Consider the following 15,941-nt stretch of genomic DNA (forward strand, 5'->3'; position numbering starts at 1 on the left):
CTCCCCTGCCGACGGAGGAGAACGCGGCGAGAGCGGTGCCGGGGCGCCGCGCAGGAGGACAGCGGCCCGTCAATACGCCCTGCGCCGGAGCCCGTCCTCCGGTGGGTTCCTGTGCGTCCCTGACCCCAGACCGCGGCCGGGAACCCACCGGCGACGGCGCGGCGCGGTGCTCCTCAGTCGATCAGCTTGCGGCGCATCTGGAACACCGCCAGGCACCACACGACCACGACGAATGCGGCCAGCGCGGCGAAGTGGCCCGCGGCGGTGCCGACGTCGGTGCCGAACGCGGTGCCGCGCACCAGTTCCACGCAGTGGTACAACGGGTTGATCTTAGCGGCGACCTGCGCCCACGAGGGCAGCGTCTCGATGGGGAAGAACGTGCCGGCGATGAGGAACAGCGGCGTGATGACCCCGGAGATGATGTAGTCCATCGTCTTGATGGAGGGCACCGCCGCCGACATCCAGATCCCGGTCAGCGCGAACCCGAACCCGGTGACGAACGTGATGACCGGCACCAGCAGCATCGCCCACGACGCGGGCAGCCCGAACCCGATCGCCACCAGCAGCGGGGCGCAGCCGTAGATGCCCGACTTGCAGGCGATCCAGCTGGCCTCGCCGGTGACGAGCTCGCGCACGTCGACGGGCGCGGCCAGCATGCCGTCGTAGGTGTGCTGGAAGACCCGGCGCACATAGGTGTCGATCAGCCCCGGGAACATCGAGGTGAACAGCACCGAGGTGGCGACGATCCCGGTGCCCAGGAAGTGGATGTAGTCGTATCCGCGGATCGCGCCCACCAGTGAGCCCAGGCCGACGCCGAACGCCAGCAGCATGAGGATCGGCTCGACGACGGCGGCGAAGGTGGTGGGCTTCCAGCTGCGCCGGTACAGCGCCCACTCGCGGGCCAGCACGCCCGCGATCGGCGCGAGCTCGAACCGCCCCGGCGGCGCCTGCGCGGCGGGGGCCGCGGCCCCTCTCGCGGTCCTGGTGTCCACACTCATTCCACACGCTCCCCGGTCAGGGTGACGAACACGTCCTCGAGGTTTCCCGCGCGGGCGCTGCCGCGGCCCAGCGAGTCGCGCAGCGAATCGGGGATCTCGTCGGCGCACAGCACGGACAGGGTGGCGCCGGTGCGCCGGGTGGCCAGGCCCGCGGCGGCGATGCGCCCTTCGATCTCGTCGGCCCGCGCCCCCGGCTCCAGGGGGAACTCCTCGACGGTCGAGCCCGCGTAGCGGGCGATGAGGTCGGCGGGGACGCCGCGGGCGACCACCCGGCCCTTGGCCATGAGCGCCACGACGTCGGCGAGGCGCTCGGCCTCCTCGATGTAGTGGGTGGACATCAGCACCGTTACGCCCTCGGCGCGCAGCGCCGTGATCAGCCCCCACAGCTCCTGGCGCACCTGGGGGTCGAGCCCGACGGTGGGCTCGTCCAGCAGCACCAGGCGCGGGCGGTGCACCAGCCCGCGGACGATCAGCAGGCGGCGGCGCATTCCGCCGGAGAGCTTGTCGGCGCGCAGGTCCGGGCGGTCCGCGAGGTGGGCCAGGTGCAGGGCGCGGTCGACGGCCTCGGCCCGGCTCGCCCGCGGCACCCGGTACAGGTGTGTGAAGACCTCCAGGTTCTCGCGGACGGTCAGCTCTTCGTCGAGGTTGTCGTGCTGGGGTACGACGCCCATTTCGGCTCGCGCGAGCTTCGAGGCGCGCGGTATCGGATGGTCCAGGACGGTGATCTCGCCGGAGTCGGCGCGGCTCTGCGCGGTGAGCATCTTCATGGTGGTGGACTTGCCCGCGCCGTTGGGGCCGAGCAGCCCGAATACGGTTCCGGCGGGAACGTCGAGGTTCAGCCCGTCGACCGCGGCGAAGGAGCCGAACCGCTTGACGACGTCGCGCAGCCGGATGGCGGGAGCGGCACCCGGATCACCGCCGCCGGCCGGAGCGGCGCCGGCGGCGCGGTCGAGGTCCGGACCGGCGGTGCGGGCGGAGTGGGAATGGTCGGAGGGACCCTCGGAACCGTCCGGTCCGGATGGTTCGGCAGGGCCCAGAGACGAGCGGTGTCCCGGTAGCGACATGGGATAACCGTAGAAGCGCCGCGCGCGGGATATCCACTCCTTTTCCCGGCCGGGGACGGCGGGCGCCCGGCCGCGCCCCCCGCCGCGGCCGGGCGGTGCGAAGCCGCAGGCGGTGCGGGGTTGCCGACCGGACCCGGGAGCGAATCTGGCACTCTTGGGAGCAGGTTTCCCGGACGTGTCATGAGGTGTGATTCAACGATGGGCGATTTCCGCATCGAGCACGACTCGATGGGCGAGGTCAGGGTCCCCGCCGAGGCCAAGTGGCGTGCGCAGACGCAGCGCGCGGTGGAGAACTTCCCGATCTCCGGGCAGGGTCTCGAGCACGCCAACGTCGCCGCCCTCGGCCACATCAAGGCCGCGGCGGCGAAGGTGAACACGGAGCTGGGGGTGATCCCCGAGGAGTTCGGCAAGGCGATCCGCGAGGCCGCGCTGGAGGTCGCCGAGGGCAAGTGGAACGCGGAGTTCCCCATCGACGTGTTCCAGACGGGCTCGGGCACGTCGAGCAACATGAACACCAACGAGGTGGTCGCAACGCTGGCGAGCGAGCGCTCGGGCGCCGCCGTCCATCCCAACGACCACGTCAACGCCTCGCAGTCCTCCAACGACGTCTACCCGTCGTCGATCCACATCGCCGCCGTCTCGGCCGTGGTGAACGACCTCATCCCCGCCTTGCGGCACCTGGAGGACGCGTTCAGCGCCAAGGCGGAGGAGTTCTCCACCGTCGTCAAGAGCGGGCGCACCCACCTGATGGACGCCACGCCGGTCACCCTGGGCCAGGAGTTCGCCGGCTACGCGGCTCAGGTGCGCAACGGCGTCGAGCGGCTCGAGGCGAGCCTGCCGCGCGTCGCCGAGCTGCCCCTGGGCGGGACCGCCGTGGGCACCGGCATCAACACCCCCGAGGGCTTCGCCGCCAAGGTGATCGCCGAGATCGCCTCGGCCACCGGCCTGCCGCTGACCGAGGCCCGCGACCACTTCGAGGCGCAGGGCGCACGGGACGGCCTGGTGGAGCTGTCGGGTCAGTTGCGCACCGTCGCGGTGGGCTACGTGAAGATCGCCAACGACATCCGGTGGATGGGCTCGGGGCCGCGCACCGGCCTCAGCGAGATCCGGCTGCCGGACCTCCAGCCCGGCTCCTCGATCATGCCGGGCAAGGTCAACCCGGTGCTGTGCGAAGCCATGCTTCAGGTGTCCTCCCAGGTGGTCGGCAACGACGCCGCCGTCTCCTTCGGCGGGTCGGCCGGCAACTTCGAGCTCAACGTGCAGCTGCCGATGATCGCGCGCAACGTGCTGGAGTCGATCCGGCTGCTGGCCAACGTCTCGCGGGTCTTCGCCGACCGCTGCGTCGCGGGCATCGAGGCCGACGAGGACCGCTGCCGCGAGTACGCCGAGTCCTCCCCCTCGGTCGTGACACCGCTCAACCGCTACATCGGCTACGAGGAGGCGGCCAAGGTCGCCAAGCAGTCCCTGACCGAGCGCAAGACCATCCGCGAGGTCGTGCTGGAGCGCGGCTACATCGCCGACGGCAGGCTCACCGAGGCCCAGCTCGACGAGGCCCTGGACGTGCTGCGGATGACCAACTCGCAGTAGGTCGGCGGAACCCGCGCCGCCGCGTCCCGCAGCCGGGGCGCGGCGGCGCTGTGTCGGCCCCGGTGCGAAGCGGGGACCGGCCCCGGACACGGCTGCGGCCCCGGGCGAGAAGGATGCCCGGGGCCGCGGGTGCGGCCGGGAGGCGGCCCAGAGGGGCCCGCTCCCGGCCCGGGCCGGTCTAGTACCAGCCGTTGGCCTGGGAGTGGTTCCAGGCCTCGCACGGGGAGCCGTAGCGGTCGTCGATGTAGCCCAGTCCCCACTCGATCTGGGTGGCGGGGTTGGTCTGCCAGTCGTCGCCGGCGGAGGCCATCTTGCTTCCCGGCAGGGCCTGCGGGATGCCGTAGGCGCCGGAACTGGGGTTCTGCGCGGTGTGGTCCCAGCCGCTCTCCTTTTCCCACAGGGGTTCGAGGCAGGAGAACTGGTCGGCGCTCCACCCGTAGTCGCCGAGCATGGACTGGGCGATGGACTTGGGGTCGCCCGTGGGAGCCGATCCGCCGCCGGATCCGGAGCCGCCCGACCCGGAGTCGTCCGGTTCCTCGGGCTCCTCCTCCTTCTTCTTCTCCTTGGTCGTCGCCGAGCCGTTCACCGCGCCGGTGACGTCGGAGAGGCGGTCGCGCACCTCGTCCCGCTGCTGCTTCAGCTCCTGGTCGGAGACCTGCTCCGCCGCGAAGAACCGCTGCGGGTCGCTGGTCGCCTTGGGGACCACCACCGAGGCGCTCTCCTGGGGGCCGCCCCCCTGATCGGCGAACGCTGTGACAGCGAACGCCGCGCCTGCGACCACCGCTGCGGAGCCGACCGCAGAGGCGACTCGCAACGAGATCCGGTTGAGTAGCAACAATCGCCCTTTCGCCAGTCGCGCACCCGGCGATGCGTGCGCGCACGAGCTTGTGCCCTGGGTCTCCGCTGAATTCGGGAACGGGGAGAGCGAGACGTGCTTCGTGCGGAACGCCGGCCGGTCTCGCCCGGGGAGAAGACCGCGTGGAGGCCGGGAGTCAAAGAACCGTCACACGCGCCCCAAGGGCTCCTAATTCACAACGGGACCCACCCTGCCGCATGATCACGACCGCGTAACACGGTTTGCGCTATGACCTAGTTCACATTGCACACGGTTATCCGGGCAAATCCCGAAAAAGGCATGCGTTGCTCCGTCAATCCCGGTCGACTGCGGTGATCCGTGCACGCGACGGAATGCGCGCAGGAAACCACTACCGTACGTAACCGGAGTGCGATCGGCCACCGTGCCCGGCCCGGCGCGCGCACGCCCGCCGAGGCGGCCCCGGTCTCAGTCGAGCGGCAGGTGCCGGTGCTCCTTGCCGGTTCCGGCGCACATACGGCACTGCTCCTCCGCCCGCGCCCAGGTGATCATCCCGTTGCCGTCGGTCACGGGACGCTCGGGCGACCACCGGCCGCGGCCGTCGCAGTAGTGGCACACGAGGTCGGTGCGGCCGCACCACGGGCAGTCGGTGAGCGCGCAGCATTCCCGTGTCGGTGTGTCCATTGGGCCCCTCCCGAAACGGCTGTAGCTTCCCACAGCCCCGGGACACCGTCCACCCCGCCTCGGGCCGGGCGGACCCCGGAGCCGGCGACGCGCGCGGGCCCGCGACCACGGCCCGGCGCGGGCCGGCCGCGTGTGCGTGCGGCCGGCCCGCCCGGAGCGGCTATCCGCGGCCCTCGGGCGTCAGGGTCTTGGCCCACAGCGCGCTGCCCGCGCCGTCGCGCAAGGTCACGGTGAGGTCCTTGCCCCCGGGGTCGATCTCGACCTCGCCGAAGTGCTGGAAGCCCTCCATCGGCGATGCGTTCGCCTGCGGGGGCGCGTGCTGGAACACTACCTCGGGGCCGAACGTGGGATCGAGGTCGTTGGGCCCGAACGCGCCGGCGTGCAGCGGTCCGGAGACGAACTCCCAGAACGGCGAGAACTCCCGGGCCGTGGCGCGCTCCGGCGCGTAGTGGTGCGCCGCCGTGTAGTGCACGTCGGCGGTCAGCCACACGACGTCGCGCACGCCGCGGCGGTGCAGGCCGTGCAGCACGCGCTCCAGCTCGGACTCGCGTCCCCGCGGGCGGCCGCCGGCGCCGTTGGCCACGCCCTCGATCGCCTCGCCGTCGGGCACGACCAGGCCGATCGGCATGTCGGAGGCGACGACCTTCCACGTCGCCTCCGAGCGCGCCAGGCCGTCCACCAGCCAGTCGGCCTGGCGCCGGCCGAGGATCCTCTCGAAGCGGTCGGTGCCGGCGGAGTTGGGGTCGCGGTAGGGGCGCATGTCGATGACGAAGACGTCCAGGTCGGGCCCGTAGCCGATCCGGCGGTAGATCCGGCCGTCGACCGCCTCGGCGGGCACGATCGGCTGCCACTCGTGGAACGCCCGGTGCGCCCGGCGGGCCAGGGTGTCCACCTCGCGCACCCGGTAGCGGTCGTCGTCGAGGATCTCGCCCGGGTACCAGTTGTTGACGACCTCGTGGTCGTCCCACTGCACGATCTGCGGGACACGGGCGGCCAGACCGCGCAGCGACTCGTCGAGCAGGTTGTAGGCGTACTGGCCGCGGAACTCGTCCAGGGACTCGGCCACCTTGGACTTGGCCTCGGTGACCACGTTGCGCCAGACGCGGCCGTCCGGAAGCTCCACGCGCTCCTGCAGCGGCGTGTCGGCGTAGCAGACGTCGCCGCTGTGCAGGAAGAAGTCGGGGCGGCGCTCGGCCATGGCGGTGAAGGCCGGCATGCCGCCGATGTCGGGGTTGACGCCCCAGCCCTGGCCGGCGACGTCGCCCGACCACACGAACCTGGTCGGCTCGCCGCCGCCCGGCGTGCGGAAGGACCCTTCCAGCACCCCGCTGTCGTTGCGCCCCGACTCGGCGTGGACGCGCACGTACGCCTGGGCGCCGGGCTTCAGGCCGCGGATGCGCACGCGCCCGGTGCCGTCCGCGCCGGGGGTCAGCACGGGCCCGCGCAGGGTCCTGGAGTGCCTGAAGTCGGGGCGGTCGGAGACCTCGACGACCATGCGCGCGGGCCGGTCGGCGCGGGTCCAGACCACGGCGCCGTCGTGCCGGGGGTCGCCGAACTGCAGCCCGTGGGTCAGCTTCGGCCTGTTGCGGCCGCGGGCGAGCGCGGGGGCCGCGGCCGGTATTCCGCCGAGCGCCGCGGCGCCCAGGCCGACGGCGCCGTAGCCCAGCACCCGGCGCCGCGCGGGCGCGGGGGCGGAGGGGATTCGGGAGGGATCGGGGGACGACGGCATGGCATGCCTCCTGCGGGGGTGGGACGGCAAGGTCGCCATTGGGTTCTATCGCACCGGCGCAGGAGGACGGCGAACTCCGCATTAACGCCGCCGATCCGCCGCGAATCTCCTCCGCACCCCCGTGCGGCGGCACCGCCGGCGCCCTGCGCAGCGGAGCGTCGGCGTCACCGCCGGGAGACAGGCGACCGCGCCGCCCCGGGCCGGTGCCGGAGGCGGCGCGGTCGGCGGAGGCTCAGCCCTCCAGCATCTCGGTCACCAGCGCGGCGATCGGGGACCGCTCGGAGCGCGTGAGGGTGATGTGGGAGAACAGCGGGTGGCCCTTGAGTTTCTCGACCACGGCGACCACGCCGTCGTAGCGCCCCACCCGCAGGTTGTCGCTCTGAGCGATGTCGTGGGTGAGCACCACCCGCGAGTTCTCGCCCAGCCGCGACAGCACCGTGAGCAGCACGCCGCGCTCCAGCGACTGCGCCTCGTCGACGATGACGAACGCGTCGTGCAGCGAGCGCCCGCGGATGTGGGTCAGCGGCAGGACCTCCAGCATTCCGCGGTCGACCACCTCGTCGACGACGTCCTGCGTGGTGACCGCGGAGAGGGTGTCGTGGACCGCCTGGGACCAGGGCGACATCTTCTCGTTCTCGGTACCGGGGAGGTAGCCCAGGTCCTGGCCGCCCACCGCGTACATCGGCCGGAAGACCATCACCTTGCGGTGCTGGCCGCGCTCCAGCACGGCCTCCAGGCCCGCGCACAGCGCGAGTGCGGACTTGCCGGTGCCGGCCCGGCCGCCCAGGGAGACGATGCCGACCTCGGGGTCGGTGAGCAGGTCGAGCGCGATGCGCTGCTCGGCGCTGCGCCCGTGCAGCCCGAAGACGTCGCGGTCGCCCTTGACGACCTTGACCGACTTGTCGGGGAGCACGCGCCCCAGGGCCTTGCCGCGCTCGGACACCAGTACGAGCCCGGTGTGGCAGGGCAGATCGCGTGCCGCCTCGATGTCGGCGGTGCCGTCGCCTTCGAACAGCGCCGATACCTCGTGCGCGGGGACCTCCAGTTCCGCCATCCCGGTCCACCCGTGCTCGATGGGCAGCTCGGCGCGGTATTCGTCGGCCGCGAGCCCGATGGAGGACGCCTTGATCCGCATCGGCAGATCCTTGCTGACCAGGACGATGTCGCCGCCCTCGGCCCGCAGGTTGGAGGCGACAGTGAGGATGCGGGTGTCGTTGTCACCGAGTCGGAACCCCGCCGGAAGCACCGAAGGGTCGCTGTGGTTGAGCTCCACCCGCAGTGTCCCGCCCTCGTTGTTCACCGGGACGTCGGCGTCGAGGCCGCCGTTCTCGCGGCGGAGGCCGTCCAACCGGCGAAGGGCCTCACGGGCGAAATACCCCAGTTCGGGGTGGTGTCGCTTACTCTCCAGCTCGGTTATGACGACTATGGGCAGGACCACCGCGTGCTCGGCGAACCGGCCGATCGAGGCGGGATCGGCCAGCAGCACGCTCGTGTCCAGCACATAGGTGCGCCGCTCGCCTCCTCGCTCGGCTGGGTCGGGAGTTTCGTCGGCACGGAGGTGGGTCGAGGAACTAGCCACTCGTTCTCCCCTTTGGGCGCGACTGGGCGCCCTGGTCTCACGGGATACCAAGGACCGGGACCAGCCCCGCAAGGGCCGGGACCGGCCCTCGTCACCATGAGTTCCTTCACTGGCCAGGACCTCAAACGCTCGGGGCCTCCCGAGTGAGCGGGTACGCACCGCCCACTTGATTCGACGGTACCCGGCTGCGGGCAAAGAGCAAGGCCCCCGGGCCGCACGGCATGTGAACGCCCCGTTACGCGGGTTCTCCTCCGTTCCGGGCGCGGGGCGGTGCGGCCTGCCCGACGCGGGGGCGGCTCAGGTGCCGAAGCGCCGGTTGCGTGCGCCATAGGCACGCAGCGCACGCAGGAAGTCCACCTTCCGGAAGGCCGGCCAGAAGACCTCGCAGAAGTAGAACTCCGCCTGTGCGCTCTGCCAGAGCATGAATCCGGAGAGTCGCTGCTCGCCCGAGGTCCGGATGAGAAGGTCCGGGTCGGGCTGGCCACGCGTGTAGAGATGCTCGGCGATGTGCTCCAGGTCGAGTCGCTCGGCGAGCTCTTCGAGACTGGTGCCCTTGGCCGCCTCGGCGACGAGGAGCGACCTAACCGCATCAGCGATCTCACGCCTTCCTCCATACCCGACCGCAACATTCACAATCAGGCCGGAGTTTCCGGATGTGGCCGCGTGCGCCTCTTTCATCACCCGCGCGGTGGAGTCGGGCAGCAGGTCGAGGGCGCCCATGGGGTTGACGTTCCAGCCTTCGCGGCGCAGGCGCGAGACCGTGTCCTCGATGATCCCCAGCAGGGGTTCGAGCTCCTCGCGGGGGCGCGTGAGGTTGTCGGTGGACAGCAGCCACAGCGTGACGACCTGCACGCCGACCTCGTCGCACCAGCCCAGCAGCTCGAAGATCTTCTCGGCCCCCGCCTGGTGGCCCGCCTGCACGCTGTCGAGACCGCTGATCCGCGCCCACCGGCGGTTGCCGTCCAGCACGACGCCGACGTGGCGCGGGATCTCGAAGGTGCCGAGCGAACGCTCCAGCCTGCGCTCGTACAGCCAGTACAGGGGGTCACGGAGCCCCATGGGACGCTCCCTTTCGCCGCGTTCGGGGGACAGGCGCGGGCGCGCCCGTCCATGTCACCGCACTCCGGCGCAGCGACCTCGAGCTTGCGCGCCAACATGTCCAGCCTAGGGCGATTCGCCGGATTCCGTCACTGCAGCGACGCTCGGACGTGCTTGCGCCCTTCGTGGATGCGGGACTTCACCGTGCCCAAGGCGAGATCGAGTTCGTCGGCGATCTCCTTGTAGTCCATCTGGCAGAGGTCGCGCAGCACCAGAGGGGCGACCAGGTTGGGGCGGTCCCGCTCAAGCTGGTCGAGGGCCTCCAGCAGGTCGATCCGGGAACCCGCGATCACGCTCGTGGTGCGGGGGTCGCGCTGGTTCGGGATGCGGTCGGCCTCAGTCGGCATCTCCGCGGAGCGCCGCTTCATCGACCGGTAGGTCTGCCGCGCCGAGTTCGAAACCACCGTATACAGCCACGTGGTGAAGAGCGAATCGCCCTTGAAGCCGCCGATGTTGCGGGCGACGCGCAGCAGCGCGTCCTGGCAGGCCTCCTCGGCGTCCTGGCGGTACGGGAGGAAGCGCGCGCACCGGCGCAGCACCTCCGGCTGGATCCTGCGGAGCAGGTCGTCCAGGGCCGCCGAGTCGCCGTCGCGCGCCCGAAGCGCAAGCTCCTCAAGGGAGTCGTCGACCCGGGCGGCCGACCGGCGGGTGGTGGGGCCCTTGTCACTGTTTTCCACGGCTGCCAGCTCCCTGCGAGAACGAATGCCCTCTACACGTGTTACACGTCCATCCCCCACTATGAGGTTCACATCCCCTTTCGACGCGTACATGCGCCCGGCGGCTCCGCGACCGCTTACCCGCCCTGCGCGCGAACTCCGCTCCACGTTTGGCCCTCGCGGCACTGGTAAGGCACTCCCTGTGGCACAACCGGACACTTTCGGCCGATACCGCGTTATTCGGCATCTCGGCTCGGGCTCGTTCGCGACAGTATGGCTCGCGCACGACGACCGGCTGGACACCCCCGTGGCCGTCAAGGTCCTGGCCGAGAACTGGGCGCACCAGCTCGACGTGCACCACCGCTTCATGGAGGAGGCCCGGATCCTCCGCCAAGCCGACTCCGCGTGGCTGATCAGGGTGCACGACATCGGCACGCTCGCCGACGAGCGGCCGTACTTCGTCATGCCCTACGCCGACCAGGGCAGCGTGGCCGATCTGGCCGCCAAGGGACCCCTGCCCCTGGACGAGGCCCTGCGGCTGCTGACCGAAATCGGCCAAGGCGTCACCGTCCTCCACGGCCACGGCACCATCCACCGCGACATCAAGCCATCCAACGTACTCCTGCAGTCGTCGCCCGTGGGCCAAAGGGTCCTAGTGGCCGACCTCGGGTTCGCCAAGGCGATCGACGGCGCGTCGGGCTTCACCGCCGCCGCGGGCACACCCGGCTACATGTCCCCCGAGCAGCGCGGCCCCGGCGGCGACCTCGACGTGCGTGCCGACGTCTACTCGCTCGGCGCCGTCGCCTACGAACTGATCACCGGCCGCCGGCCGCCGCAGCCGCCGGTGCGGGTGCCCCCGCGGCGGCTGCGGCCGGGAGTGCCGCGGGCCCTCGACGACCTGATCATGTCCGCGCTGGCCGAGGACCGCACCGCGCGCCCGTCCGACGCCAAGGCGTTCACCGACCGCATCCGCGCCATCCGGATGGCCCCCGACCTGCGCTCGGAGCTTCCGTGGTGGGTCCGGCACCGCTCGCTCTGGCGGCGGGCGGCGGCGGCGTTCTGCTCCCTCGTGGTGCTGATGGCCGCCACGACCGGCGCCGCCGCGTCGACCACCGGCGTGCTGACCGAGGTGCGCTACGCGGGCGACGAACTGCACCTGGCGGTGCCCCAGGCCTGGGCGCGGCAGTTCCACAACGGCCGTGCCGTCCCCAGCGCCGTGGAGTCCGACACCGCCTCGGGCGTGCTGGTGGCCACCGACCTCGAAGCCTGGGACGAACCCCGGGCGGCGGTGGCCGGGGTGTTCGCCGCGCTGCTGCCCGGTAGGGGCTACGACCTCGATTCGGTGCTCAGCGGCGCCCCCTGCCGAGGGCCGGTGGAGCGGCGCGCGTTCGAGGATCCCGAATGGTCGGGCCAGATCCGGCAGTGGCCGTCCTGCCCCGGGCGGCCGGGCGCGGTCGCCGTCGCGTCGCTGGCCAGCAAGCACCGCGAGGCGACGCTGTACCTGGAGGTCCGCCAGCCCGGCTCCCAGCCGGATGTGATCGACCGCATCGTCTCCGCCACCCGGCTGGCGCGCTGAGCCCGCCGCCCGAAACGACCGGCCGCTTCGCGCCGATGCCGACTGCCGGAAGCCGGCGGCCGCGGCAGCGCCGCCAACCGGCTTCCGGTAGCTCGCCCGCCGCCGGCCTCCGCCGCGGCGCGCACCGCCGGCTCAGGCGCGCGTCTGCGCGATCTGCCCGCTCAACTCCTCCGGAGAGGTCACCGGAAGGCGGCAGCTGAAGCCCTGGCAGACGTAGGCCGCCGGCGAGCCGTCGACCAGCCCGCGGTCCTCCAGCAGCGGGACCGCGGCCGCGCCACCGGGCCGGCCGCGGGTGACCGCCGTGCCGAACGGCGCCTCCAGCAGGGCGGTGCGGTGCAGCTCCGCGGTCGCGGGGTCGTCCTCGGGTCCCACGACGGCGATCTCCAGCGGACCCGACAGCAGCGTCTCGGCGACGGCAAGCCCCCAGCCCGCCGCGCGCGGCGCCTTGGCGGCCAGCGGGACCGCGACCGCGAGCGCCTCGTCGGCGGCCTGGCGGTGGCGCGCCGACCCCGTCAGCCCCGCATACCACAGCAGTGCTCCCGCGGCGGCGAACCGGCCGGAGGGCGTGGAGGCGTCGGTGGGGTCCTGCGGGCGGTTGAACAGCGCCTCGCTGTCGTCGGCCGTGTCGAAGAAGCCGCCCTCGCCGTCGCCGAAGTGGTCCAGGACCGTGCCGAGCAGCCGGCCGGCCAGCTCGACCCGCTCCGGCTCGCCGGTGACGGCGTGCAGCGCCAGCAGCCCTTCGGCGACGTCGGCGTAGTCCTCCAGCACGCCCGCGCTCGCCCCCGCCCGGCCGTCGCGGGAGGTGCGCACCAGCCGGTCGCCGCTGACGTGCACCCGGGTGAGCAGGTCGGCGGCCTCGCGGGCGCGCTCGACGAGGTCGGGCCGGTCGAACAGGGCGCCGGCCTCGGCCAGGCCCGCGACGGCCAACCCGTTCCAGGCGGCCACCACCTTGTCGTCGCGGTCGGGCCGGACCCGCTTCGCGCGCGCGGCGAGCAGCGAGGCGCGCACCCGCTCGTAGCGTCCGGAGTCGGCGGGGTCCTCGGGCAGGCGCAGCACCGAGTAGCCGTGCTCGAAGGTGCCCTCCGGCGTCACGCCGAACAGCTCGGCCGCCCAGGCGCCGTCGTCCTCGCCGAGGGCGCTGCGCAGCTCGCCGGGTGTCCACACGTAGTAGCGCCCCTCCTCGCCCTCGGTGTCGGCGTCCAGGGCCGAGGCGAAGCCGCCCTCGCCGGTGCGCAGGTCGGCGACCATCCAGTCGGCGGTCTCCAGCGCCACCCGCTTGGCCAGCGCGTCGCCGGTGGCGCGCCACAGCCGGGTGTAGGCGCGCACCAGCAGGGCGTTGTCGTAGAGCATCTTCTCGAAGTGCGGGACGACCCAGCGGGAGTCGACGGAGTAGCGGGCGAACCCGCCGCCGAGCTGGTCGTAGACGCCGCCGCGGGCCATCGCCTCGGCGGTGTGCTCGGCCATCGCGCGGCCGCGCTCCGCGCCGGTGCGCGCGTGCTGGGCCAGCAGGAAGGACAGCAGCATGGACGGCGGGAACTTGGGCGCACCGCCGAAGCCGCCGTTGGCGTCGTCGTACTCGCGGGAGAGCACCTCGACCGCCTCGTCGAGCGCCTCCGGGCCGGGTGCGTTGCCGCGCCCCAGGGAGCGGCTCCCGCTCAGCGCCTCGACGACGCGCCGGCCCTGCTCGACGACGCCTTCGCGCTCCTCCGACCAGGCGCGCTGGACCCCCATCAGCAGCCGCTGGAAGTGCTCGCGGGGGAAGTAGGTGCCGCAGTAGAAGGGGGCGCCGTCGGGCGTGAGGAACACGGTCATGGGCCAGCCGCCTTGGCCGGTCATGGCCTGGGTGGCCTCCATGTGGACGGCGTCGACGTCGGGGCGCTCCTCGCGGTCGACCTTGATGTTGACGAACCCGGTGTTCATCATCTGCGCGGTGGTCGGGTCCTCGAAGGACTCGTGGGCCATGACGTGGCACCAGTGGCAGGCGGAGTAGCCCACTGACAGCAGTACCGGCACCTCGCGGCGCCGGGCCTCGGCGAACGCCTCCTCACCCCAGGGGTGCCAGTCGACCGGGTTGCCGGCGTGCTGGAGCAGGTAGGGGCTGGTCGCTTCGGCGAGACGGTTAGGCATACCCCCACTCTGCCCGCGCGGCCGCCGCCGATGCCACCTCGCACCGGACGGACTCGGACGGCGGAGCGGTGGCCGTCCTCCGGCACGGCGAGGGGGCGGCGTCCGCACGCCGCCGGAGCGGCGCCGCCCGGAGGCCGTGCGCGCCGCTGCGGTCCGCCGCCCGGCCGGGCCGGGCGGCGGACGGGCTCACGAGGACGGAGACGGGGTGCCCGCCGAGCCGGCGGGGCCGGGGTCGGCCTCGGCCTCCGCCGCTTCGGCGGTGCCGGCGGAGTCCTCGGCGGAGCCGGCCGGCTCGTCGCGCTCCACCTGGATCGCGGCCAGGCGGTTGCGCATCGACTTCATGAGGAAGTACAGGGCGACGCCGATGGCCGCCACGGCGATGAACCCGAGTACGCCGGGCGTGACGGTGTCGGCGGCGGGCCCGTCGGAGGCCAGTACTGCCAGGGCGTTCATGCCCCTCATGCTCTCACCGACTCGCGGACGCCCGCGAAGAGGTCGTCCTCGGGGACGTCGGTGTCGACCAGCGACCGGGCGAGGTGGTAGTCCTCGTACGGCCAGGCCTCACGCTGCACGTCCATGGGCACCACGAACCAGAAGCCGTCCGGGTCGATCTGGGTGGCGTGGGCGATGAGCGCGCGGTCGCGGGTCTCGAAGAACTCGTCGCAGCGCACCTGCGTGGTGATCTCCCACTCGGGGAAGTTGCGCTCCTTCATGCGCTCGATCCACTCGGCGATGGGGTTCTCCAGGCCGCGCTCGTGCAGCAGCGCCGACACGCGCTCGAAGCGGTCCCGGGGGAAGGAGACGTGGTAATAGAGCTTGAGCGGCTGCCAGGGCTCGCCGGCGCCGGGGTAGCGCTCGGGGTCGCCCGCGGCGTCGAACGCCTCGACCGAGACCTTGTGGGTCATGATGTGGTCGGGGTGGGGGTAGCCGCCGTTCTCGTCGTAGGTCAGCACGACGTGGGGACGGAAGGAGCGGATGGAGCGGACCAGCGGCTCGGCTGCGACATCCAGCGGCTGGAGGGCGAAGCACCCCTCGGGCAGCGGGGGCAGGGGGTCGCCTTCGGGCAGGCCGGAGTCGACGAACCCGGCGAACTCCTGGTGGACGCCGAGGATCTCGCGGGCCGCGGCCATCTCCTTGCGCCGGACCTCGGCGATGTCGGCGCGGATCTCGGGACGGTCCATCGCCGGATTCAGGATGGATCCGGCCTCACCGCCGGTCATGGTGACGACGAGCACATCGGCGCCCTCGTGCCCATAGCGGACCATGGTGGCCGCGCCTTTGCTGGACTCGTCATCGGGATGGGCATGAACGGCCATCAGCCGCAAACGCTCGGACAACGGAACGGTCCCCTTGGGTAGTCGCGTGAGACGAATGGACGGGCGGGAAAAAGGCCTCCGCCCCGCGGGTTCGACCCGCGCCGCCGGCCTCGCGGACATGCGGGGCAGGGGTGGAACAGGGGCGACCCGGAACGGGGCTATCTTAGACAACGTAGACCCCACGTTCGGAGATTCCCGATGCCCGACCGCCCCGCCGGCGCCACGACCGGCGCCACCGAGTCCGCCGCGTCCTGGACGCGGCGCCGCCTGGGCGAGACCCCCGTCTTCTTCGTGGTCGGGGTGCTGGCCGCCGCGGTCTTCACGATCGGGTGGGGATACGCGCTGATGAGCTACGGCGGCTCCGGTAGCGGAGTATCGGTCCAGGTGGTGGCCTGGGAGGTCGAGTCGGCGGACGAGGCGAGCGTGAGCTTCCAGGTGAACAGCGACGCCCCCGCCGAATGCGTGATCACCGCGCGCGACGCGCAGCACGTCGTGGTCGGCCAGAAGAGCGTCGACGTCGAGTCGGGAATCCGCGACGTCACCGCGACCGTTGACACGATTCGTGAGGCTTCGGCGGTAGAAGTGGGCTCCTGCAGGGAACAGAGTTCCACAAGGTAGTTCCGCCCCTGCTACTCGGCGTCGGGACACGGCCGCGTCCCGACCGCGTCCCGTCCTCCACTCGCACCGCGCGGACCAGCGTTTATCGCCCTGTC

General features: G+C 72.2%; 14 protein-coding genes. 3 read left to right on the top strand and 11 right to left on the bottom strand.

Going from position 1 to position 15,941, the window contains the following annotated elements:
- Positions 1 to 173: 173 nt before the first annotated feature.
- Together ABD284_RS16845 and ABD284_RS16850 are read right to left on the bottom strand one after the other, a co-directional pair.
- Positions 174 to 998 carry an ABC transporter permease gene (locus ABD284_RS16845; RefSeq protein WP_344144468.1) on the bottom strand — a complete coding sequence of 275 codons (825 nt, stop codon included), beginning with the start codon at positions 996 to 998 and terminating at the stop codon, positions 174 to 176.
- Complete coding sequence (locus tag ABD284_RS16850) at positions 995 to 2,062, bottom strand: ABC transporter ATP-binding protein (protein ID WP_344144470.1); 1,068 nt, start codon at positions 2,060 to 2,062, stop codon at positions 995 to 997. Before ABD284_RS16850 ends, ABD284_RS16845 begins: the two co-directional genes overlap by 4 nt.
- 198 nt (positions 2,063 to 2,260) lie before the next feature.
- On the opposite strand from ABD284_RS16850, the gene ABD284_RS16855 reads away from it, so the two are divergent.
- Positions 2,261 to 3,649, top strand: a complete 1,389-nt coding sequence (locus ABD284_RS16855) for a class II fumarate hydratase (RefSeq protein ID WP_344144472.1) — start codon at positions 2,261 to 2,263, stop codon at positions 3,647 to 3,649.
- Between the two features lie 178 nt (positions 3,650 to 3,827).
- Here ABD284_RS16855 and ABD284_RS16860 read toward each other — a convergent pair whose 3' ends face one another.
- The 6 genes from ABD284_RS16860 to ABD284_RS16885 all read right to left on the bottom strand — a co-directional run bounded on the left by ABD284_RS16860 (position 3,828) and on the right by ABD284_RS16885 (position 10,230).
- Entirely contained in the window at positions 3,828 to 4,484 is a 657-nt protein-coding gene (locus tag ABD284_RS16860; RefSeq protein WP_344144624.1) for an aggregation-promoting factor C-terminal-like domain-containing protein, read from the bottom strand.
- Positions 4,485 to 4,931: 447 nt separating this feature from the next.
- Positions 4,932 to 5,147, bottom strand: coding sequence for a hypothetical protein (locus ABD284_RS16865; RefSeq protein WP_344144474.1), 216 nt, complete (start codon positions 5,145 to 5,147; stop codon positions 4,932 to 4,934).
- Between the two features lie 160 nt (positions 5,148 to 5,307).
- Entirely contained in the window at positions 5,308 to 6,876 is a 1,569-nt protein-coding gene (locus ABD284_RS16870) for an alkaline phosphatase D family protein (protein WP_344144476.1), read from the bottom strand.
- A 232-nt stretch (positions 6,877 to 7,108) separates the two neighbouring features.
- Positions 7,109 to 8,377, bottom strand: a complete 1,269-nt coding sequence (gene phoH2, locus ABD284_RS16875) for an RNA 5'-3' helicase PhoH2 (protein WP_344144626.1) — start codon at positions 8,375 to 8,377, stop codon at positions 7,109 to 7,111.
- Positions 8,378 to 8,752: 375 nt separating this feature from the next.
- Complete coding sequence (locus tag ABD284_RS16880) at positions 8,753 to 9,514, bottom strand: isoprenyl transferase (protein WP_344144478.1); 762 nt, start codon at positions 9,512 to 9,514, stop codon at positions 8,753 to 8,755.
- Between the two features lie 128 nt (positions 9,515 to 9,642).
- Complete coding sequence (locus tag ABD284_RS16885; protein WP_344144480.1) at positions 9,643 to 10,230, bottom strand: RNA polymerase sigma factor; 588 nt, start codon at positions 10,228 to 10,230, stop codon at positions 9,643 to 9,645.
- A 181-nt stretch (positions 10,231 to 10,411) separates the two neighbouring features.
- Between ABD284_RS16885 and ABD284_RS16890 the strand changes: the two genes are divergently transcribed.
- Positions 10,412 to 11,785, top strand: a complete 1,374-nt coding sequence (locus tag ABD284_RS16890; RefSeq protein WP_344144482.1) for a serine/threonine-protein kinase — start codon at positions 10,412 to 10,414, stop codon at positions 11,783 to 11,785.
- 132 nt (positions 11,786 to 11,917) lie between these two features.
- Here ABD284_RS16890 and ABD284_RS16895 read toward each other — a convergent pair whose 3' ends face one another.
- From ABD284_RS16895 to mca, 3 genes are all read right to left on the bottom strand, one after another.
- Positions 11,918 to 13,912, bottom strand: coding sequence for a thioredoxin domain-containing protein (locus ABD284_RS16895; protein ID WP_344144484.1), 1,995 nt, complete (start codon positions 13,910 to 13,912; stop codon positions 11,918 to 11,920).
- A gap of 186 nt (positions 13,913 to 14,098) precedes the next feature.
- Positions 14,099 to 14,365 (bottom strand): hypothetical protein, encoded by a 267-nt coding sequence (locus ABD284_RS16900; protein ID WP_344144486.1) that lies wholly within the window; start codon positions 14,363 to 14,365, stop codon positions 14,099 to 14,101.
- A 5-nt stretch (positions 14,366 to 14,370) separates the two neighbouring features.
- Complete coding sequence (mca, locus tag ABD284_RS16905; RefSeq protein ID WP_344144487.1) at positions 14,371 to 15,249, bottom strand: mycothiol conjugate amidase Mca; 879 nt, start codon at positions 15,247 to 15,249, stop codon at positions 14,371 to 14,373.
- A gap of 177 nt (positions 15,250 to 15,426) precedes the next feature.
- Here mca and ABD284_RS16910 point away from each other — a divergent pair, with 177 nt between their 5' ends.
- Entirely contained in the window at positions 15,427 to 15,846 is a 420-nt protein-coding gene (locus tag ABD284_RS16910; protein ID WP_344144489.1) for a DUF4307 domain-containing protein, read from the top strand.
- The last annotated feature ends 95 nt before the right edge of the window (positions 15,847 to 15,941 follow it).

The sequence above is a fragment of the Streptomonospora arabica genome (assembly GCF_039531585.1).
Lineage (GTDB): Bacteria > Actinomycetota > Actinomycetes > Streptosporangiales > Streptosporangiaceae > Streptomonospora > Streptomonospora halophila.